Source organism: Ureibacillus sp. 179-F W5.1 NHS (genome assembly GCF_045369345.1).
Taxonomy (GTDB): domain Bacteria; phylum Bacillota; class Bacilli; order Bacillales_A; family Planococcaceae; genus Ureibacillus; species Ureibacillus halotolerans.
In genome coordinates this window covers 22,335-42,447 of record NZ_JBIQFG010000007.1, presented here as the reverse complement: position 1 = coordinate 42,447, position 20,113 = coordinate 22,335, and the positions used below count along the sequence as shown (strand labels likewise).

The window sequence follows — 20,113 nt, the reverse complement described above, 5'->3', positions numbered from 1 at the left end:
TACTCTCCTATCAATTTTAGCAATTACAAATCATGACTACATTGCCATCTAGGTCTTGAATGTTAAACCAAGCCATTTCTCCTACTCTTTCTATTTCTCTTACAACTTCATATCCTATTTCTTTAATATACTGGTAGGCTTCATCAATATTTGGTGTATAAAAATTGAAAATGGGACTTGGACTAACATAATGTTTAAAATGGGGATCAAAGGAGTGGTCATCTAATGTTAGAGATGTTGTACCGACAACCGGAACATTAAAAACAGGTGATATAACCTTTTCTACATCTAGTTCTATTCCTAAAAGGTCACAATACCATTTTGCCGACTGCTTTAAATTTGTAACGTGAACAAAAATTCCATTCATTTGGTTTTTAATCGGAATTGTTTTTTTCATTAGTAGACCACCCCCTTTGCATCATGTTTACTTCTTTTCATATAATCCAATGCCAATACCAACTGGATCAACTAAATAGGAAAGATAGAAATCGTCAAACTCCATCTTCTCCCGTACAACCTTCGCACCATTTTCTATTGCTTTCTTCACAGCTTCATCAATGGAATCGACTTCAATTTGGATCCGTGTACCATGCGGATAGTCACTAGGACCTTTGCTAATACCACCTATGATCCCCTCTCTTTGACAAGTTGAAATAGACCAGTATTCCCAATCCTGTTCTACAGTTTCCCAACCGAAAACACGACTATAAAATGTTGCAGCCTTTTCAGGTTCCTGACTACTCATTTCAAAACCGATAACTCGAGACATTTTAAATCACCTCCACAAAAGGGCTCCCCTATACTTTCTACAAAAAAGAAATGATTCCTTTATATTCTTTATTCTTTTATTGATTCATTTAAAATTAGAAATCCTTGTTTGAATATGTAAATTGTACGAGTACACCGATAGAATAAAACCTTTTTTACTGAGCAAATTAGACTCTAGGAGGTGAAATCTTTGGGGAACAAAAACAGTAAAGAAACGATGAATGTGAGAACTCATAATCCTTTTGAAACTTATAAACACCTGCATACAAATAAAACAAGCCATAATCATAATCCTGAAGATAACGTAGCAGAAATTGCTGAAGAATTTGATTCAAAAGTTAAAAATAAAAATAATGCAACGAACCATGATAAAAATCAACAATCCAATAAAAGATAAATATTTGGAGGAAAACATCGTGGCAAAGAAAAGAAAACCAAATTTTAAAGAAAAAGAAGATAAGAAAAACAATAATCAAAAAAGCAATCAAGAAATTGCTCAAGAGTTAGATGTCAATGAAGTAAAAAAGAAAGCGAATAAACAAAAAAACAAATAAAAAAATTAAATGCACCATAAGTAGTTTTACTCTTTGGTGCATTTCTATTTACATCAAATTATTTGCAGAAGCTAACGTTTTATACTTCTCGATCATCTTTTAATCCTCAAAAATATCCCTTAAAAAACGTTCGCGATTTTCTAAAAAATACTTTGTAATTTGGTAATGACTCGTTTCTTCATAATTTACTTCTTCAATAGTTCCGTCATCAAAACTATATATCGTTGCATTAGGGTATCCTAATAAAATCGGTGAATGGGTCGCAATAATAAACTGGCTTTCTCCAGATACTACTAAATCATGGATTATTCTTAAAAAAGCAAGTTGTCGTTGAGGGGATAGCGCTGCTTCCGGCTCGTCCAACAAATAAATCCCTTTTCCACTAAATCTGTTGGCGAATAAAGAAATAAAGGATTCCCCATGGGATTGCTCATGTAAAGAAGTACCACCATAGGAATCATAAATACTTTTATGACTTTCTCCAATTTCATCTATATGGGAAGCAAAATGGTAAAAAGATTCTGCTCGAAGAAAGAATCCATTTGATACTTTTGGCAACCAAGAAAGTCTTATGTATTCCCCTAATGCTGATTCCGAACGGTCAACTTTATATGTATTATTCCGACTACCTCCCGCTGTATTAAATCCACATTTATCGGCAATGGCTTCTAAAAGCGTGGATTTACCTGATCCATTTTCACCTACTAAAAACGTAACATTATTTTTTATATCTAAACTTTTTAATGATTGGATAGAAGGTATTGAAAACGGATATTGTTGATAAGAATCAATCCGATCATGTAGTAATTCAATTCTTTTAAGGAACATGGAAACACCTCTTTTAAATATTGAATTGTGCCATGAGAATTTTCTGAATGAAAAGAAATACACCCCAAGAAACAATCCCTACAATAACGGCTAGAATGAAAGAAAAGGAATTTTTTAGCATGAAATAAATGGCTAAAAGCATCACAATAGTAGCTGGCAAACCTAAAATGACACCTAATGTAAAGGATTGGATTTGTTTACTTGTTTCTCCTTGAACGGTTAACCAGAAAATACTGAGTAAACTAATGAGCGGGAGAGCCGCAATTATTCCTCCGTAAAGGGGAAATTTCCTAGCCAACTCTGTTACAGCAGCAATAATAAAAGCCGACGTGAAAAGTTTTATCCAAACCATTATTTCGCCGCCTCACTTAACAAACGAAAGGCTCTCATGACGTTATCTTGCTCTTCTTCGGATAACTTTCCTAAAGCTGCTTTCAGTAAATTTTCATCTAACTCAGTATGTTGCTTTACAACTTGTAATCCAAGTTCTGTAAGTTTTAAATAAACTTTACGTTGATCTTTATCAGAACGCTCCTTCTTAATCCATCCATTGTTCTCCAACTTTTTCACATGCTCTGAAGCTGTATTATGAGAAATAGTCAAAGCTTCTGCCAAAGATCTAACTGTTACACTTTGTTCTTTCTGTAAAATTTGCAAAATACGTACACTTTGGTGAGAAATCGCATGTTCCAATTTTGGATGTAGATAATAATAAATATCCGTAAAATAATTATTTAATTCCATAAAGCACCTCGCATTTATATCGTTTATACAGATTATATCGTATAACACGATATAAACAAAGGTCCATCATCATTTCCCTATAAATAATAACTCATAATAATGAGTTCACCTTTTGGCCCCATTGTTCTTGCACCTTCGTCAACGTATCCACACTTTTTATATAAGTTTTGAGCAACTTCATTCTGAACGTTTACTGCCAACACGATTTCATTTATGCCAGTAAAATGTTCCCTTACAAAGTTGGGCAATATTTTTAATGCCCTTTTTGCATACCCTTTTCCTAAGTGTCGAGTATCCGTAGAAAAGGCTCTTAATAAAATGGCATTTGGGTTATTAGAATAAGGATTAACACCTTCATTTTTATGTAAATTAAAATAGGTAACAAGGTTTCCATTTTCCACCGCTAAAATGGCAAAACGGTCTGGATTGTTTAATGAAAGCTCCGTACATTCCTTAGGTGAACCTGTAAAACGAAGTTGGTCCTCTGTAATTTGATATTCATCAACCGCCTGTTGATATGTGTCATTATAAAAGTACAATTGCATCTTTTTTCTCCTCCAGAAAGAACATTTGTTCCCGTTTTACCGAATCTGTTATAACAATTCAATAGTTTTTTCAGAAATCTTCGTCAACTCTTCGATGAAATTGATAGCTGTACAAAATATGTTTTTGTTCAAATCCTGCCTTAAAGTAGACATGATTTGCTCGGTTATTTTGATTATTTACACTTAAACGAATTTCTGTAATATGGGAGTGGGAAAACATCTCCGTCAAAACTTCTTTGTAATAACAAAGTGCCTAATCCTTGATTTTGAGCTTTTGGAGAAATGGCTAAATATTCTAAGGAGGCCTCCCCTATTTCAGAGTCGATTTCATAGTAGGCGTAACCAACAACGTCATTCATTTCAGATTTCAATACTTTTAAAATACAGTGCTCACTTAATCGATTAATAATTGTTTTCGCATCGTAATAGGTATTGGGAAACATTTCAAAATGTAGCTTTTCAAATGTTGGATAATCCCTTTCTTCGTAAGGTTTACTCCGTATTTCTCCCATCTCATGAAAGTTTTCTTTTTTTATTTCTAAAATTAGATGTTCTCCTGTTTTTGCAGCACCTATTTCATTTAAAAATTGTTGTTGAGTTATGTTTTCTTTATTAACAAAAAAATAAAACTCGCTTATTGAAGAATTTCCCTTTACAACTTGCTCCCATAATTGATGCTGTAGAGGTAGAGAAACTATTTGCAGAAAAGGTCCCCACACTTCTGCACTAGTTCCATCGATGTCTAACCCAATTGCCGTAATTATTACTCCATCTTGATTTTTAGCTATCCAAAAGGAAATTCCATCCTTTTCATGGACAAAATCTTCCTTTAACGTTTTATAAATTTCCTCTTCAACTTCTCCACAATATCCAATATGAAATTGCTTTTGGTTATTTAATTTCGCCAAAAACCGGGATAACTCAATTAAATTTTGTGCCTTCTCCATTGTCTATCCCCCCTTTTATCTATAAAACATTTCGCTATCCCTTTTTATAAAACCTTTCAAACCAATGAAAAAAGCGCCTCCTGGGGTTAAGGAAGCGCTTCTAGCATGATAAACTTAGTGAATATCTCTTTTTCTAAAATTACCGCCTTTTACTTCAGCAACGTCATAAACTGTTACAAAGGCATGGGGGTCAATTTCCTGAATGATTTCTTTTATTTTACTTTCTTCTAAACGGTTAATTACACAAGTTATTTCTTTAAATAATTCATTTGAATAACCACCGTATGCATCTTTATATGTGGCACTTCGACCTAATCGATCCCGTATTGTTTCCACCATCACTTCTGGATGGGAAGTAATAATTTTAAAGGTTTTCGAACCGCTTAACCCTTCCTCTACGATATGAATAACTTTAGATGCAATAAAATAAGCAATACCTGAAAGAATAGCCCCTTGTAATCCAAATACTGTAGAAACAACGATGAAAACAAATAAGTTTAAAAATAAGATTAAATCACTTGTACCAAAAGGTAACTTTTTAGAAAGTAATACTGCTAACATATCAATACCATCTAGGGCACCACCGTTACGCAAGGCAAGACCCATACCAAAGCCGAGAATGACACCGCCGACAACGGTAACGAGCAATGTATCTCCTTCAATAATAGCTGGTACATGGTGCATAAGAGCGGTACCAATTGCTAGTGATGCAATACCGATTACTGAATATATAGCAAAACTTTTCCCTATTTGCTTATAACCTAACCAAACAAATGGAATGTTGATGATTGCAATTAAAACGCCTAATGGTATACCGAATAACTGTGAGCCAACAATACTCAGACCCGTTACCCCACCATCAGATACATTATTCGGAATGAGGACCGCTTCTAATCCGTAAGCTGCGATTAGTCCACCAAGGATAATTAAAATCGATTTTGATAAAAACTTTACTATATTAGGTTTTCGCTTTTTCTCTTTACTCATTTCTTTTCCCCTATCTAAAATTAAAATTCTATACTTATGTATACATAACTGTTACATCTACGTAATAAGATTTCGATACTGTCTATTTAATTATAGTAGTACAGAAACAATTATGAAAATCAAAAGCCTTCTTATTTAATTATAGTATCATTACGAATAGTATTTGTAATATTTTTACAATATAATGAAACTAACAAGAAACGGTTAACCTCATGAGATTTTTCCTAGATACGAAAATATCGTTTTGAGTTATGAAAATCAAATAAAGGAGGAAAATGGAGGATGAAACTGAGTGAACAATTTCAACGTTTTGCAAAATATGAATGTGAAAACTCTAGTAAATTATACGAATCGCTTTCCTATCAAATAGCTGAGGATGACGAATTACTCAAAGTTGCTGCCAACATTCCAACAGGTCAGCCTAAACCGAATTTACTTTTCGCCAGCGTCCACTATTTATTATTTGAAAAGGATGAATCATTAAAAAATTACTATCCTACCTTTTCAGATCATCTACTTCCTGCTGAAGAAGCTTTTTTACCCTTTAAACAATTTGTATTAAAACATGAACAATCTCTAAATGAACTTTTTCAAACGAAGCTTGTACAGACGAATGAAGTTCGGAGATGTGCTTATTTATATCCAATGTTTGCCGAAATTTACGAAGAACATAAGCAACCATTAGCTTTAATTGAAATTGGTACAAGTGCTGGTCTTCAACTAGGGGTAGATCAATACAATTATTTATATAACGGAGAAATTTCCGTAACGAACACGACAGCACCTATTATAATCTCATCAACAAATACCGGTTCCCCATTACCTAAGACTATTTATACAACCCCGGAAGTGAAAACACGCATAGGAGTGGACTTGAATCCGATTGATGTAAAAGATGAAAACGAATTGAGATGGTTACAAGCCCTTATTTGGCCAGAACATCATGAACGGAGAGAATTATTAAAAGCGGCTGCTAATGTCGTAACTCAGCTTGATCTCCATTTGGTTCAAGGCGATGGAATTGCAAAATTGGAGGAACTTTGTGAGCTTATTCCTGAAGATGAAATGATTGTCGTTTTCCATACTCACGTGGCCAATCAAATCCCAAAAGAAAAACGGCAACAGCTAGTTGAAAAGTTGAGAAATATAAGCAGCATACGTCCGTTATATCATTGCTATAACAACATGTTCGATCCGAATTTACATCAAGATTTTATAAAAAAAGGAGAAATACATGAAAAAAGAGTCATGGAAAAAACGGACGGGCACGCAAGATGGTTTAAATGGGTACAGTAAATGAAACATCCCCCGTTATTCGGGGGATGTTGTTATTCCTTTTCAAAGGAATAGTTTTTTTCCACCTTACAAATTTTTAAAGAATACCCTTTATACCATTCATTTTTTCCTTTTTGTTTTGCTACTTTATGGGCTGTATGTTCTCTCCACTGTTGGATTGCTTCAATTGAATCCCAATAGGAAACCATAATGCCCAACTTTCCATCTTGAACATTATCGATTCCTAAAAATCCTTTCTGGTTTGATGCTAAAGCAACCATCTGCTCTGCCATCGTTCCATATCCTTCATCTTCTCCCGTCCCCATCTTTGACGTGAAAATAACTGCGTAATAAGGTGGTTCATGGACTGTAGTAGCATTGCTCATTTTAGGCACCCTCCTTTAACAACTTTCTATAGGATAGTCCTTCTTTTTCTTTAGTTATACCTATATAACAAATAAAAAAATGCGCCTCCAAATATGAAAACGCACAATCAATAAAGCTATTTCATTATTCCCTTACCGATTGAATTCTTTTGCGGCTAAGCCACGTCCAATCACATTTGCGGATATTGGTTTTCTCCCCAATTCCCTTGACCAAATGGATAATTGGCCAATGTGGTGAATTTCATGGGCAATGATATGGCGTACAATTTCACCCCAAGTGTCTGTTACTACTCTTCCATCTGGTAAAGTTTCGGTAAATAAACGACTTTCCATACTCGCATCCCAGTTATTCACAAAGCCCTCTACTTCTTCTTTAAACCGAGCATCTAGTTGTCGCACCTTTTCTAAACTACTAAACTTTTCAAAATCCTCTTGAAAATCAGGTTTACCTTGTATTTGGCGGATCCAACTCCACTCTACGTCTACGATATGGAAAAGAGTTTTTAATATACTCTCCATCCCTCCCGTACGTTGCCGTACTAACTCCTCTTCTGGCAACTCCTCACACCATTTATACCATTCTTCCCTTACCATCCAATTATATTGAAAGAACATGTTCATCTTATCCCTCTCCTTTATGGTAAACTCGAAATCAAACAACCTATTATATATATTCTTTAAAAGGACTAATGATGTTTATTTAATTTCCCCTAATTTTTCTGCTGATACGATGGATAAGAGAATACTTAGACCCCCTAATATACAAAATACAACGATTAATGTATCTTGTTGTACATTAATAAAGGATGAAAAATTAGGCAACTGCATCACAACAATTGCACAAATGATTGTTGGAAAAACAGCTCTTTTCCATATACCAAACAAAAATAACGGGATAAATGTAATTATTGTTGCCTTGAAAGCTGTACTTATCATAGCAGTTATAAATGTTATCATGTCATTAAATGTTGGCTGTCCATTAATAATCGGAATAAATTGATCAACAGTAACAATCACGATACTAGATAGTAAAGAGGAAAATAGCGTTATGATAAAAACGACAAAAGCTATGAACAAAATCTTTGCTATAAACAATTTTCTTCTAGTAATCGGATATCCGAAAGATAAGGCCATCGTTTTTGATTTATACTCTTCAATAAATACATGATTAATTAAAGATGCCCCAAATAATATGACCCCCAATTGAATAAAGGAATTCAGTTCAATGGCCAGGGCGTAACTTTCGCTGAAATAAGGGATGATGGAGTGAATAAAAAATGGAGGAAGAATCATAAGAATTCCTAAGTAAATCGCCATTTCCCCTATTACTAAGGATCGGTTTAATTTTTTCCATTCAAGCATCATTAATTTAGTCAACTCTACCACCTCCACTAATTTGCGCATAATAATAGTCTTCTAAGGAACTTGTATGCTTTTGAATTTCTTCAATGTCCACCCCATGAATAATTAACGTTTTCGTAATGTCCGATTGGGAATGGGTTAAGTCGTAAATTCGAATTCGATTATTTTGGACGATTTTCATATTTGATATTTGAAGCTCACTTTCTAGCACATAAACGGCTTTCTCCACATTTGTCGTTTGAAGCTCAATATAATCCGTTCGTTGTTTTCGAATTTCCTCGATGGAAATTTCATTGATTAACTTCCCTTTATTAATTACCCCAATACGATTAACAACTTGCTCCATCTCTCCTAAAATATGACTCGATAATAAAAACGTAATGCCATATTCCTGATTGAGCATTAATATTAAATCCCGAATATCTTTAATACCGATTGGATCTAAACCATTCGTTGGTTCATCTAATATAATTAATTCGGGTTTTGTAATGATTGCTCGCGCAATTCCTAATCGTTGTTTCATACCAAGGGAAAAATCCTTTATGCGCTCATTTTCAATTCCCTTTAAATGGACCATATTTAAAGCTTGTTTAATAGCGACTTCGTCATAATATCCTAAATAGTCACAATGGATTTTCAAGTTTTCCATCGCTGTTAAATGTTCGAAAAAGATAGGATATTCAATAATGCTTCCGACCCTTTTTAGAGAAGCCTTTGAGCGATTAGTAAGCTTATGTCCAAAAAGTTCAATTTCACCCCTTGTTGAAGAAGTGATGCCAGTGAGCATTTTCATAATCGTCGTTTTCCCCGCACCATTTTGACCAAGGAAACCGTATATTTCTCCCTTTTTAATGTGTAAATTTATATTCGATACAAGCTCTTTCCCTTTTACTTTTTTCGTTAAATCTGTTGTTTTCACGACATAATCCAAAGCGTCTCTCCCCTTTCTGTTACCTTTATGATAAGCAACAGACTTTTCTTTTTTCTTTCTCAAACCTTACAAATTTCTTAAGTTTTCTATGTATAAAAAAGAAAAGACAAAAAGTTGATTTGACGACTTTTGACATCCCATAACTAGTATGTTATCCGGTTAAAAACACACGTAAATACCGTTTTTTCGTAAGGTTTACTTTTTAAGAAAATAGAGCCTTTCATCCCTTCCACTAACCGCTTTGTAATACTTAAACCGAGTCCACTTCCTTGAAATTCGGGATTCCGCGCATCATCCAACGTATACAGCCGTTCAAATACAAGCTCTTGCTCCTTTTCTGCAATACCCTTTCCTTTATCCCAAACGTCTATAGCAATATTATCCCCTTCCTCTCGTACCGTTAAGCCGATGACACCTCCATCACTACCATAACGAAGGGAGTTAGAAATTAAATTACTCAATACCCGATTTAACGCTTCCTCATTTCCTAGAATAAAATAATCTTGTTCGGGAATGTTCAGTTCCACTTGCAATTGTTTTGACTGAAGTAAATGGTAAAATTCCAATACATTTTTTCTGCAAATTTCACTTATAGATACTTTCGTTAACGGAATTGAATAATCCCCAGATTCCAATTTCACTAAATCAAAAAATCGATGAATTAATTCGATCACTTGCTCTGTCTTTTTATAAAGTTGTTGCGTAACTATCGTACGCTCTTCTTTTAACATCGTTTTATCCATAGTCAATTTCTCAACATATCCTAAAATGACCGTCAATGGTGTTTTCAAATCATGGGACATGTTCGAGATCATTTTTCTTAAACTTTCTTTTGTTTTCGAATAATCTGCAATTACTTTTTGATTGAAATCAAGCAGTCGATTAATTTGAATGAGGGCATTTTGAACCGTTTTCTCATTTGTTATTAACAATACCTTTTCAGCAGACTGGATATGGAGGATGGCATCTAGTTGTTGACTTATTTCCCTTAAGTTTCGCTTAATTTTGAACTTGGAATAGGATTGCCAACCAATTAAGAGTAATAATAGGATGATGATTACAATCAATAGTAAAATCATGTTCACTCCCCTAATTTGTAACCGATTCCCCAAACCGTTTGAATATATTGGGGGTTGGACGGATCTTCTTCGATTTTTTCTCTTAGTCTTCGAATATGTACGTTAATCACATTTTCATTTCCAAAATAATCATCTTCCCAAATCAGTTGGTAAATTTGTTCCTTCGTAAATACACGGCTTTTATTTGTCATCATAAGCTTTAACATATGAAATTCCTTCGAAGTTAGTTTCACTACCCTATCTTTTACTTGGGCTGTAAATGAATTTAAATCCAATGTCAATTCTTTGTAATGTAATGTATTCGCTATTGATTGTTTCTCTATTGTAGAATATTGAGTTGCCCTTCGAATCGCCGCATTCACTCGGGCTGTTAGTTCAATCATAGAAAACGGCTTGCTAATATAGTCGTCTGCTCCGAATCCTAAACCTAACGCCTTATCAATATCACTGCCCTTTGCTGAGATAATTAATACAGGAACTAAGCTAGTTTCCCTTACTATTTTCAATAACTCCATGCCACTTAATTTCGGAATCATTAAGTCTAGTAAAATCAAATCAACCTTATGTTGTTGAAAATGACTAAGAGCTTCTTCACCATCAAAAGCGGTAATGATCGTAAAATTTTCCATTTCTAAGTGACTTTTAATGAGATGGCTAATTTCTTTATCATCTTCAACAAGTAAGATGACCTTTTGCATTTTTCTCACATCCAATTAGTTTTTATTTCTTTAATAAGACCTCTTGTAGTTGTTCAACGGAATCAACGATTTTAGTCGGTTCACACGCTTTTAATTCTTGCAGTGAGCCATATCCATAAGTAACGGCAATGAAATCAATCCCCACTTCTCTCGCTCCAATACCATCATATTTCCGATCTCCAATCATCACAAAGTCACTTAATGAATGTCCATGATACTGATTCAATATATATTGAATCATTTCAGCTTTCGAAGAACGGGTTCCATCAAAATGACTACCAACGACAAGTTCAAAAAATGGATCCAATTGAAAGTATTGTAAAATTTGATTAGCAAACTCTGTAACCTTAGCGGTAGCCACTACTAACTTATATTCCTGTTTGTTCAGTTTCATTAAGAGTGTAGGAATACCGGAGTATAATTCATTTTCAAACATCCCTTTTTCTTTAAATCGCTCTCGGTAAAATTCAACAGCTCTCTTCGTTTGATTTTCATCAAAGTTATAAAACTCCGCAAAGGAATAATGTAACGGCGGGCCAATAAATCGTTCTAGATAATCTAAATTAACCTCATCGATGTTCATTTTCTTTAATGCATATTGAACTGATTTTGTAATCCCTTCTTTAGGGTCTGTCAATGTTCCATCTAGGTCAAATAAAATAATTTTATATTTGTTCATAATCGTCTCCTTACTCCTCATCATTCAACTCATCAATGGAATAAACTTTTAATTGTGGCCAAATGACGTTCCAATTTTTATTGATCCTTCGCACTTCATATAACCTTTTCCCTTCCTTTGTTTCGACTATAAAAGGCGTTGGCTTTACTATTAAATTCACAACATCATGAAAGCCATAGGGTGCCGTTAATTGAAGTTGGTCATTATCATCTATTTTGACACCGATAGCTGTAGCAGTTTCTGGAAATTTAGAAATGGCATCGGTTGAGGATAGATAAGGTTTTACTCCGTTTCTAATATGCATCCGCGCTTCGTTTTTTACTGACCAAGGGATGTTAGGAAAAAGTATTCTTAACTGCTCCTCCAAATCCTTTTCTACTGATTCTCTTAAATTAGTTGGGTCAAAATAAATCACATCAATATCAGGAAGAGGAGTTCTATTTTTATATAAATGGAGCGAATCCCAAATTTTCGAACGAATAAAACCCGCACAAATCCACCAATCTGGTAAATTTAACGTATTTACTACATGTAATATATCCATCATCCATTGATCACTTCGTATTAGTGAAAGTATAGTTTGTTCATTCATTCGTTTAATTTTACTCCTTATAGGTTGTTATTTCCGTTTCTATCAAAATAGTTTTAAAGCGCCTCCATCTCGGAAACGCTTCAAACTTAAAGATTATCGATAGTTGTTGTGGGTCGGGGTAAATAAATCTTCTTCTGCATTACGAACCATTGAAAAATGATCCACATTATAATGACCATGAAGAATTCGATTATGATGAAGAATAATTTGTTCTGCCGTTAACATCTTTGAATCATAAGTAGAGTGACCATCTCCAACTAGCGTTACATCAAAACCGCTGACAGTTGCCGTTCTTACTGCGGTATCGATACACGCTTCCGTTTGACAGCCCATGATGACAAGATGTTTAATTTGTTGTTCCTCCAAATAAGCCTTTAAACCAGTCCCATAAAAGGCGTTCGTTGCTGCCTTGTTAAAAATAACTGGGTCATTCGGAACATGAATATCACCATGTACTTCAAAACCCGGGCCTTCCCCGTTGGACACGTCTATGTCTCTTACAAAAATAATCGGAATATTTTCGTCTAACGCCTTTTGAATAACATGATTAATATTAGCTATTAATCGCTCTTTCTTATATACACCTGTCTTTACTTGTTCTCCATCAATTAACGCTTGCTGGGCGTCAATTATTAATAGGGCTTGTTTCAATCTATGACCTCCTCGAGTCATTTTCATAAATAACACTTACTATATGAGTGTCTATTTTTTACTATTCCATTTTAACGAGCCCAAATCCTTGTTCTACTTGTTAAAATTTTACTTTCTATTTCTTTTTTTCGCTTTAATAACAAGAAAGGAAGGTTTCCGTTGTTCATTGATTAATTTCGGCATTTTCTCCAAACCAATTGGAATCGACGTTGGTTCTACTATTTCCTCTAAAACTAGCCCTTTTTTTATTATTGTATTGAGCAAAGTCGAAATCGTGCGATGGTATTTAATAACCCCATCTATATACCAATACTCTTTTCGCATCCCTTCCTCTTGATAATGATCCACAGCCCAATGCAGTTTATTTCCTTCCTCATCCCTTACCCAATTGTTCATGTTTTTTCTTGCCGTTACCATCGGATGTTCAGTAGAGAAAATGAATTCTCCACCATCCGTTAATAAATGGGTAACCTTTGAAATCAATCCTTCGTAATCTTCTATATAGTGAATAGCCAATGAGCTAATAATCAGGTCAAAGGTTTGATTATGTAATTCGAAATCTTCAAAAGGACTACAAAGATATTCTATTTTTTCATGATAATTTTCTTTCATTGCTCTATCGATCATATTTTTTGAAATATCTATTGCCAAAACTTTTGCTGCCCCATTCTCAATACAATAGCTGGCGAAATCGCCTGTTCCACAACCTAAATCTAAAACGGTTTTGTCCTTTAATGTTGGAATAAGCGACTTAATTGCTGGTTGTTCAACAAAATCATTGTACGTGATTCCACTCTCCCTTAAAGAAATATATTGATTAAAAAACTTCGGGTGGTCATAAATATTTTGTTTCAAAGATTCCCCTCCCATATATTTCATTCAATTGTAAGCACCTACGAATTAAGTTCGCTAAAGACTACACAAGTTCCTTTCAACCTTCAGAGTTAATCAAATTTCTACTTACTGGCCGAATATTTTATTTGAATAAATCTTTACATTAAGGGATAGCCTTTTGAAAGAAAAATAAGGAGGTGCTCTTTATGTTTGAAAAAAAATTAGCACTTCACGAAACGTTAGAATTTCATGAAGTGATTAACTTTATGACGACAAGTTTATTGAAATCAAAACTAAGTCAAGGGATTGTCTTTGACCAAGATTTACGCGAATTATTGGATAAAAACGTTAAATTATCGACACCTGCTTTAGCTGCTATGTTAAAACTCTACTCAAATTCTGAGCTAGAATAATCGGAGGTAAATAACATGAAAGACTATTTAGATCCCATTAACTCTGTCGGCATGCCAGAACTAACGGATTCTGGTATTGCATTGGAGTTTTTATTATCTGTTAAAACGGGTGTACGAACCCTCTCCATCGCTTTAACTGAAACGGCTTCCCCAACGCTTCAAAAAATTTTCAAAACCCAACTGGAAGTAATGATTGAATTATATTTCGAGATTTCCGAATTGATGATGAAAAAAGATTGGCTAAAGCCATATGACTTAGATAAGCAAAAGGAACTCGATATTCGGTCGGCTGAAAATGCCATTAGTATTGCGAAACTTGATTTGTTCCCAGAAAATATGAACCGTAAAGGGCTGTTCCCAACTCCACCAAAGAAGGAAAAATGAATAAAAGGGAGTTTTTAAAATGAAAGCTGTAACCTACCAAGGCATTAAAAATGTTGAAGTAAAAGATGTAAAGGAACCAAAAATTAAAAAAGATGATGATATTATCGTGCGATTAACGACTACTGCTATCTGTGGTTCAGACTTACATTTACTTCACGGCATGATTCCTAACCTAGGAGAAGATTACGTGATTGGTCATGAACCGATGGGTATTGTTGAAGAAATCGGAAAAAATGTGACGAAAGTAAAAAAAGGCGATCGGGTCATCATCCCCTTTAATGTCGCTTGTGGACAATGTTGGTATTGCCATCACGATTTAGAGAGTCAATGTGACAATGCGAACCAAAATGGTGAAATGGGTGCCTATTTTGGTTACTCCGACACTGCCGGAGGATTTCCAGGTGGTCAAGCCGAATTCATGCGTGTCCCTTATGCAAACTTTACACCTTTTAAAATACCTGAAAACAGTGAAGTACCCGATGAAAGTTTAGTTTTGCTAGCAGATGCTGCTACTACCGCCTTTTGGAGTGTCGATAATGCCGGTGTAAAACAAGGCGATACAGTCGTGATTCTTGGATGCGGTCCAATCGGATTATTAGCACAAAAATTTGCCTGGCTAAAAGGTGCCGAACGCATTATTGCAGTCGATTATGTCGGCTATCGATTAAAACATGCAAAGCGGACAAATAAAGTGGAAATTGTTAATTTTGAAGATCATGAAAACTGTGGTGAATATTTAAAGGAAATAACAAAGGGCGGTGCTGACGTAGTCATCGATTGTGTCGGTATGAGTGGTAAAATGACTCCCCTCGAATTTCTTGCCAGCGGTTTAAAACTGCAAAGTGGTGCGTTGGGAGCATTGGTCACTGCCAGTCAAGCTGTACGAAAAGGTGGAACAATTCAAATTACCGGCGTTTATGGTGGTCGTTATAACGCCTTTCCTTTAGGTGACATTTTCCAACGGAACGTAAACATTCGTACAGGACAAGCACCCGTCATCCATTATATGCCCCATATATATAATCTCATTGCGGAAGGAAAAGTCGATCCAAAGGATATCATTACCCATGTCCTCCCCCTTGAAAAGGCAAAACATGGCTATGAAATTTTCGATACAAAACAAGACGATTGTATTAAAGTCGTATTAAAACCATAATCCTATTCAACAAAAAATCATCTTACCTTTAATCTAAGATAAAGATAAGATGATTTTTCATTTTAAAAGGGGGTTTTCTCATGTACCCTTTTCTTCTTTTATTGCCAAATAGCCTCTACCCACTCTGGATGATCAATAAATGGGTTACGGTTATGTTGATAGTCGTTAAAAATGATTTCGTTTCGTTCTCGTTCAAATTGATCGACTGGATCTTGTTGATGCCATTGAAGCAAGACGGATAATTTTCCGTGGTATGGAGCGGAACCGTTATTAACTAAATTATTTAATTCTAAATCTGGTTCTCCACTATCACCTTCATATCGTACTGCCATATAAAAGAGCATTCGCGCTACGTCTCCCTTTACGCTATCCCGCGGTTCCCAAGAATCAGAATCATAATAATTACCAAGAGCTTCAGAGTGCTCTCTCCCCCCGTTATCAAAGTCTAAATTGTTTCTTGTACTGTTCACTGACGCATCGGTTGGGCGAAGATGATGTAAATCTGTACCGGGCCCCATTGTTGTTCCAAAGTCTCCATGGGATTTCGCCCAAACATGCTCCCGATTCCAATCATTCACCCCTGATCCATTCGTATATTTCCCTTGGGAACGTCCTGTATATAATAAGATTACATTATTCGGATTGTTCGGATCTTCATCCGTTTCTCGAAGGGCATCCCAAACTTCGGAATAGGATAGTTCCGTGTGATCATCAATAATATTATGCAATGCAGTTTTTAATGCTTCTCCCGTTTTTCCAATAGCTGCATCATAGTAACCGTTTGGTATTGGTATTGGATCTGGCTCGGGTTCTGGTTCAGAAGGAGGTATCCCCTCTCCCATTCTTTCGAAAGCTGTTCCATCTTTTAATCCAGCATGGGAAAAATAAGCTGTAAGTGTACCCGTTACTTTAATGCTTTCTCCCATTAAAAAAGGATTCGTTTTTAATCCATAGGAAGAGCGGAACGATGAAGGAACTTGAACATAAAGCATTTTAGAAATATTTGTTTCCGAAGGATTATCGGCTAAAGCAAGGGCATAATCATTCGGAAAACCACTTGTAATAACTGTACTTGTCGATATCGGTTGCCCAACGACGTACCCTTGGACTGTTTTGACTGTGCTAGTTTGACTGTTTACAGCTTGCGAAACAGAAAAAGGTGATGACCATGAACCATCCCCTGCTGCTGCAGTCAATGAAGATGGAATCGTCTGAAGGAAAATGAAAGCAATCAGAAAGATTGTTACTAAACTTTTAATGAAGCTTTTCCCCATGTTACTCCTCCTAAAATAGTTATTTGTTTAATTCCCCTAACGTACTCAATAGTATTATATCATATTTTTAAATTTTCAGACTTTTTATAAACTTATAGAAAACCAACTATAAAGGATACGAGAAAAAGGAGTAGCAATTAGAACTACCCCTCTTTCAAACTTTTTATAGTGTTTTATTTTCTTGGATCTACGTAATCTGGATAATCTGTAATGATTGCGTCAACTCCCATTTCAAATAGGAAGTCTGCTGCTTCTTGACTACGAACTGTCCATGATCCAATTTGCATACCAAGAGAGTGAACTTGGTTAACTAGTTCCTTTGTGACAATTCCATAACTTGGGTTAAACCAATCTGCATAAGTTGAAAATTCCTGTAAAGCTTCCGGAGTTGTATGGGCACGGTTAGAAGTTAATACACCAATCGGAACTTTCGGAAGAAGTTTATCCATTTTCTTCATTGAATCAAAATTAAAAGATTGGATAATAATTTTTTCGTTTTGAGGTTTATCAAGATTGCGTTCCTTTAATTCCTCCGCCACTTGTTCTTCAATACCTGGATACAGTTCTGGAGATTTCATTTCGACTAAAATTCCAACCTTTCCATGATAACGATCAAGAATTTCATCAAATGTTGGGATTTTCTCTCCTTCAAACTGCTCCCCAAACCAACTACCTGCATCAAGACTTCTAAGTTGTTCAAAAGTTAAATCTCCAACTTTTCCTGTTCCATCCGTTGTACGATCCACTGTTGTATCATGGATTAATACTAATTCGCCATCTTTACTTCTTTGAACATCGATTTCAATATAATCTGCCTTCATCTCAACAGCTAAATCAAAAGCAGCAATCGTATTTTCTGGTGCATAACCTGTTGCACCACGGTGGGCGACATTATCCACTTGTTTTCTTTCTCCTACTGTTGGTTGTTCTGCAAACACCTGACTGAATGGACTAACTAACAATGAAAAAGCTAACCCTGCACCTACTAAAAACTTTTTGTTCACTCTCTCCATCTCCTATCTATCCTGATTTCAATTCCAGTTTAGTAAAGGGATATTGAGGAAGTTTATGGAAATAATTAAAGTAGATGAAGAATGTGTTAATAAAATTCTATCTTTATACTTATATATTTTTACAAATCTATTACTCTAATTTACCTAAAACGCCTTATTCTAGCCCTTTTATGTAACCTTTTTTTAATAGATTAGTTCTTCTTAAAATTGAAATGAAGAAGTTACTTTCGCAATTATTAATAGAAAATGTAAAACTTCATCTAACTTTCAATTATTTAAAATTGAATTTCAAATTTTTTCCGTTGATAGAGTATAAAATCTATCGACCATATCTATTTTTGTTGTTTATAATACAATAAAGTCAAACATTGTAGGTGAAGATATTGGACGATATCGTAATTACAGGTTATGGGATTAAAGGGCCTGGTATTTCAGACAAAAATAGTTTTTTACATGTATTAGAAAATGGGATTTGTACCCAAAGCATTTACAACATTGATAATCAGCCCGATTCTAGCATTGTTGCTGGTTTGATAGATGATCACTTTCAAGAAATAAACGGAGAAGATTACAAACGATACCCTCGTTCTGTAAGGATGGCTATTGCGGCTGCAGTAGATGCTTCTGCAATGGCAAAGTTAAATTATTTTCAGCCCCAACGAATTGCCGTCATTATGGGGACATCCGCTGGAGCAATATTGGAAATTGAACAATATTCTATGAATTTTTTCGATTTAAGAAAAACTCCGATTCAAGGTGTTTCGTATGCAGATACGCACACGCTTTCCGGTTCTGTTGCCGAGGCAATTGGTTCTTGTGGGCCTGCCTACACATTAACGACTGGCTGTACCGCAAGTTTAGATGCAGTATCAATTGGGAAACTATTACTAGAGAACGGCAGTGTGGATGCATGTATTGTTGGAGGAACAGACGCTCCCTTAGGTCAATGGACAATTAACGGCTTTAAAAAATTAAGAATCCTCTCTAAAGAAACCTCTATCGAACAAGCTGGAGTTCCATTTTCAACGGAACATCGAGGCTTTGTTTTATCAGAAGGTGCAGGTGTAATCGTTTTAGAGAGAAAACAAACAGCAATCGACCGAAACCAACAAATATATGGAAAAATTGAACGCGTTGTTTCAAGGAACGAAGCACAAAAATTATTAAGATCTGATGTAACGGGTAAACATATGCTTAGCGTTTTCCAAGAAACCCTTGGAAATACAGTACCAACCTACATAAATAGTCAGGCGCTTGGTATCGAAACAAACGATCAAATTGAACGATTCATCCATAACGAAACATTCGGTTTAGAGGTACCGATTACTTCCATTAAGGGAATGATTGGACATTCCTTTGGTGCCATGGGCGCAATGCAAATTATTTCGTCCTTACTGTCAATGGAATACGGATTTATCCCTCCTACAATTAAAACGAAAGGGATTGGTTTCGAAGAACTTCCAATCGTTTACGAAACTAGATATCAAACTGTTGAGTCCGTCTGCATAACTAATCATGGTAGTAGTGGGAATAACGCTTGCCTATTGATGACACATATATAGGAGGATTGTTTCATGTTTTTTATATTTCTAATATTATTATCTTTTATCCCTATATGTGTTGGTATTACACTATTAGTTTTATTTAAAAAAAATAACTTATCAAAAATTATATTTTTATTTCTATTAATGATTTCCATTTGGCAATTAGATGTAGCTTTTTTGTATTCTTATAATCTATTTAGCTACGAAACGATTAAGTTTTTTTTCAATTTATTCCGGTTTGGATCTATCATGATAACCCCATTGATTTTCCATATAGGATATACAATTGTGAATGAGGAATTGTCCTATGATAAAAAAATAAAATGGCAATTCCTCGTAAATCGTACATCAGTCTTATTATTTTATGGAGTAGCTTTTTTTGTCTATATAATAGGATGGAGTGATAAGGGAGTACAAAACATTGAACTTAAACAGATAGATTCAAGTATATTCTACTACCCTGTTTATG

Annotated in this window: 27 protein-coding genes; 7 read left to right on the top strand and 20 right to left on the bottom strand. The window is 35.0% G+C overall.

Annotated features, from left to right (window positions below):
* Nucleotides 1-16: 16 nt before the first annotated feature.
* On the bottom strand, nucleotides 17-397 hold the full coding sequence (locus ACH0B5_RS05455) for a VOC family protein (RefSeq protein WP_191706162.1): 381 nt from the start codon (nucleotides 395-397) through the stop codon (nucleotides 17-19).
* Between the two features lie 27 nt (nucleotides 398-424).
* Nucleotides 425-769, bottom strand: coding sequence for a VOC family protein (locus ACH0B5_RS05450; RefSeq protein WP_122970689.1), 345 nt, complete (start codon nucleotides 767-769; stop codon nucleotides 425-427).
* A gap of 180 nt (nucleotides 770-949) precedes the next feature.
* Between ACH0B5_RS05450 and ACH0B5_RS05445 the strand changes: the two genes are divergently transcribed.
* Together ACH0B5_RS05445 and ACH0B5_RS05440 are read left to right on the top strand one after the other, a co-directional pair.
* On the top strand, nucleotides 950-1,165 hold the full coding sequence (locus tag ACH0B5_RS05445) for a hypothetical protein (RefSeq protein WP_241559259.1): 216 nt from the start codon (nucleotides 950-952) through the stop codon (nucleotides 1,163-1,165).
* Nucleotides 1,166-1,184: 19 nt separating this feature from the next.
* Nucleotides 1,185-1,322, top strand: a complete 138-nt coding sequence (locus tag ACH0B5_RS05440) for a hypothetical protein (RefSeq protein ID WP_158599658.1) — start codon at nucleotides 1,185-1,187, stop codon at nucleotides 1,320-1,322.
* Between the two features lie 99 nt (nucleotides 1,323-1,421).
* Here the strand turns inward: ACH0B5_RS05440 and ACH0B5_RS05435 are convergent, their stop codons facing one another.
* The 6 genes from ACH0B5_RS05435 to ACH0B5_RS05410 form a co-directional block, all read right to left on the bottom strand.
* Nucleotides 1,422-2,150, bottom strand: coding sequence for an AAA family ATPase (locus tag ACH0B5_RS05435; RefSeq protein WP_122970690.1), 729 nt, complete (start codon nucleotides 2,148-2,150; stop codon nucleotides 1,422-1,424).
* A 13-nt stretch (nucleotides 2,151-2,163) separates the two neighbouring features.
* Nucleotides 2,164-2,505, bottom strand: coding sequence for a DUF3147 family protein (locus tag ACH0B5_RS05430; RefSeq protein ID WP_174232637.1), 342 nt, complete (start codon nucleotides 2,503-2,505; stop codon nucleotides 2,164-2,166).
* Nucleotides 2,502-2,894 carry a MarR family winged helix-turn-helix transcriptional regulator gene (locus ACH0B5_RS05425; protein ID WP_122970692.1) on the bottom strand — a complete coding sequence of 131 codons (393 nt, stop codon included), beginning with the start codon at nucleotides 2,892-2,894 and terminating at the stop codon, nucleotides 2,502-2,504. Before ACH0B5_RS05425 ends, ACH0B5_RS05430 begins: the two co-directional genes overlap by 4 nt.
* A 77-nt stretch (nucleotides 2,895-2,971) precedes the next feature.
* Nucleotides 2,972-3,439 (bottom strand): GNAT family N-acetyltransferase, encoded by a 468-nt coding sequence (locus ACH0B5_RS05420; RefSeq protein ID WP_406927515.1) that lies wholly within the window; start codon nucleotides 3,437-3,439, stop codon nucleotides 2,972-2,974.
* Between the two features lie 173 nt (nucleotides 3,440-3,612).
* Nucleotides 3,613-4,386: a GNAT family N-acetyltransferase gene (locus tag ACH0B5_RS05415; protein ID WP_406927514.1), complete on the bottom strand. Its 774-nt coding sequence runs from the start codon at nucleotides 4,384-4,386 to the stop codon at nucleotides 3,613-3,615.
* Between the two features lie 114 nt (nucleotides 4,387-4,500).
* The gene (locus ACH0B5_RS05410; protein ID WP_406927513.1) at nucleotides 4,501-5,373 is read right to left on the bottom strand and encodes a YitT family protein; all 873 of its coding nucleotides are present in this window, start codon (nucleotides 5,371-5,373) and stop codon (nucleotides 4,501-4,503) included.
* Nucleotides 5,374-5,655: 282 nt separating this feature from the next.
* On the opposite strand from ACH0B5_RS05410, the gene ACH0B5_RS05405 reads away from it, so the two are divergent.
* A complete protein-coding gene (locus ACH0B5_RS05405) occupies nucleotides 5,656-6,669 on the top strand; it encodes a DUF2332 domain-containing protein (RefSeq protein ID WP_406927512.1) in 1,014 nt (337 codons plus the stop codon).
* A 32-nt stretch (nucleotides 6,670-6,701) separates the two neighbouring features.
* Here ACH0B5_RS05405 and ACH0B5_RS05400 read toward each other — a convergent pair whose 3' ends face one another.
* From ACH0B5_RS05400 to ACH0B5_RS05355, 10 genes are all read right to left on the bottom strand, one after another.
* Complete coding sequence (locus ACH0B5_RS05400; protein ID WP_406927511.1) at nucleotides 6,702-7,034, bottom strand: antibiotic biosynthesis monooxygenase family protein; 333 nt, start codon at nucleotides 7,032-7,034, stop codon at nucleotides 6,702-6,704.
* A gap of 132 nt (nucleotides 7,035-7,166) precedes the next feature.
* Complete coding sequence (locus ACH0B5_RS05395) at nucleotides 7,167-7,655, bottom strand: DinB family protein (RefSeq protein WP_406927510.1); 489 nt, start codon at nucleotides 7,653-7,655, stop codon at nucleotides 7,167-7,169.
* A 75-nt stretch (nucleotides 7,656-7,730) separates the two neighbouring features.
* A complete protein-coding gene (locus ACH0B5_RS05390) occupies nucleotides 7,731-8,411 on the bottom strand; it encodes an ABC-2 transporter permease (protein ID WP_406927509.1) in 681 nt (226 codons plus the stop codon).
* The gene (locus ACH0B5_RS05385; RefSeq protein WP_406927508.1) at nucleotides 8,404-9,327 is read right to left on the bottom strand and encodes an ABC transporter ATP-binding protein; all 924 of its coding nucleotides are present in this window, start codon (nucleotides 9,325-9,327) and stop codon (nucleotides 8,404-8,406) included. The genes ACH0B5_RS05390 and ACH0B5_RS05385 overlap by 8 nt, the downstream gene beginning before the upstream one ends.
* 143 nt (nucleotides 9,328-9,470) lie before the next feature.
* Nucleotides 9,471-10,406, bottom strand: a complete 936-nt coding sequence (locus tag ACH0B5_RS05380; protein ID WP_406927507.1) for a sensor histidine kinase — start codon at nucleotides 10,404-10,406, stop codon at nucleotides 9,471-9,473.
* A 2-nt stretch (nucleotides 10,407-10,408) separates the two neighbouring features.
* Nucleotides 10,409-11,104, bottom strand: coding sequence for a response regulator transcription factor (locus ACH0B5_RS05375; RefSeq protein ID WP_406927506.1), 696 nt, complete (start codon nucleotides 11,102-11,104; stop codon nucleotides 10,409-10,411).
* 22 nt (nucleotides 11,105-11,126) lie between these two features.
* The gene (locus tag ACH0B5_RS05370; protein ID WP_406927505.1) at nucleotides 11,127-11,783 is read right to left on the bottom strand and encodes an HAD family hydrolase; all 657 of its coding nucleotides are present in this window, start codon (nucleotides 11,781-11,783) and stop codon (nucleotides 11,127-11,129) included.
* Nucleotides 11,784-11,793: 10 nt separating this feature from the next.
* Complete coding sequence (locus ACH0B5_RS05365; RefSeq protein WP_406927504.1) at nucleotides 11,794-12,375, bottom strand: nucleotidyltransferase family protein; 582 nt, start codon at nucleotides 12,373-12,375, stop codon at nucleotides 11,794-11,796.
* Between the two features lie 93 nt (nucleotides 12,376-12,468).
* Nucleotides 12,469-13,026: a cysteine hydrolase family protein gene (locus ACH0B5_RS05360; RefSeq protein ID WP_406927503.1), complete on the bottom strand. Its 558-nt coding sequence runs from the start codon at nucleotides 13,024-13,026 to the stop codon at nucleotides 12,469-12,471.
* Between the two features lie 108 nt (nucleotides 13,027-13,134).
* Nucleotides 13,135-13,881, bottom strand: a complete 747-nt coding sequence (locus tag ACH0B5_RS05355; protein ID WP_406927502.1) for a class I SAM-dependent methyltransferase — start codon at nucleotides 13,879-13,881, stop codon at nucleotides 13,135-13,137.
* 185 nt (nucleotides 13,882-14,066) lie between these two features.
* Here ACH0B5_RS05355 and ACH0B5_RS05350 point away from each other — a divergent pair, with 185 nt between their 5' ends.
* The 3 genes from ACH0B5_RS05350 to ACH0B5_RS05340 are packed head-to-tail and all read left to right on the top strand — an operon-like array spanning nucleotide 14,067 to nucleotide 15,813.
* Nucleotides 14,067-14,273 carry a spore coat protein gene (locus tag ACH0B5_RS05350; RefSeq protein ID WP_122970706.1) on the top strand — a complete coding sequence of 69 codons (207 nt, stop codon included), beginning with the start codon at nucleotides 14,067-14,069 and terminating at the stop codon, nucleotides 14,271-14,273.
* A 15-nt stretch (nucleotides 14,274-14,288) separates the two neighbouring features.
* Nucleotides 14,289-14,657, top strand: coding sequence for a spore coat protein (locus tag ACH0B5_RS05345; protein ID WP_122970707.1), 369 nt, complete (start codon nucleotides 14,289-14,291; stop codon nucleotides 14,655-14,657).
* A 19-nt stretch (nucleotides 14,658-14,676) separates the two neighbouring features.
* Nucleotides 14,677-15,813, top strand: a complete 1,137-nt coding sequence (locus ACH0B5_RS05340) for a zinc-dependent alcohol dehydrogenase (RefSeq protein WP_122970708.1) — start codon at nucleotides 14,677-14,679, stop codon at nucleotides 15,811-15,813.
* Between the two features lie 98 nt (nucleotides 15,814-15,911).
* Here the strand turns inward: ACH0B5_RS05340 and ACH0B5_RS05335 are convergent, their stop codons facing one another.
* Both ACH0B5_RS05335 and ACH0B5_RS05330 read right to left on the bottom strand, forming a co-directional pair.
* Entirely contained in the window at nucleotides 15,912-17,087 is a 1,176-nt protein-coding gene (locus ACH0B5_RS05335; protein WP_406927501.1) for an endonuclease, read from the bottom strand.
* A 173-nt stretch (nucleotides 17,088-17,260) separates the two neighbouring features.
* A complete protein-coding gene (locus ACH0B5_RS05330; protein WP_122970710.1) occupies nucleotides 17,261-18,091 on the bottom strand; it encodes a glycerophosphodiester phosphodiesterase in 831 nt (276 codons plus the stop codon).
* Nucleotides 18,092-18,483: 392 nt separating this feature from the next.
* Between ACH0B5_RS05330 and ACH0B5_RS05325 the strand changes: the two genes are divergently transcribed.
* A complete protein-coding gene (locus ACH0B5_RS05325) occupies nucleotides 18,484-19,662 on the top strand; it encodes a beta-ketoacyl synthase N-terminal-like domain-containing protein (RefSeq protein WP_406927500.1) in 1,179 nt (392 codons plus the stop codon).
* Nucleotides 19,663-20,113 lie beyond the last annotated feature (451 nt).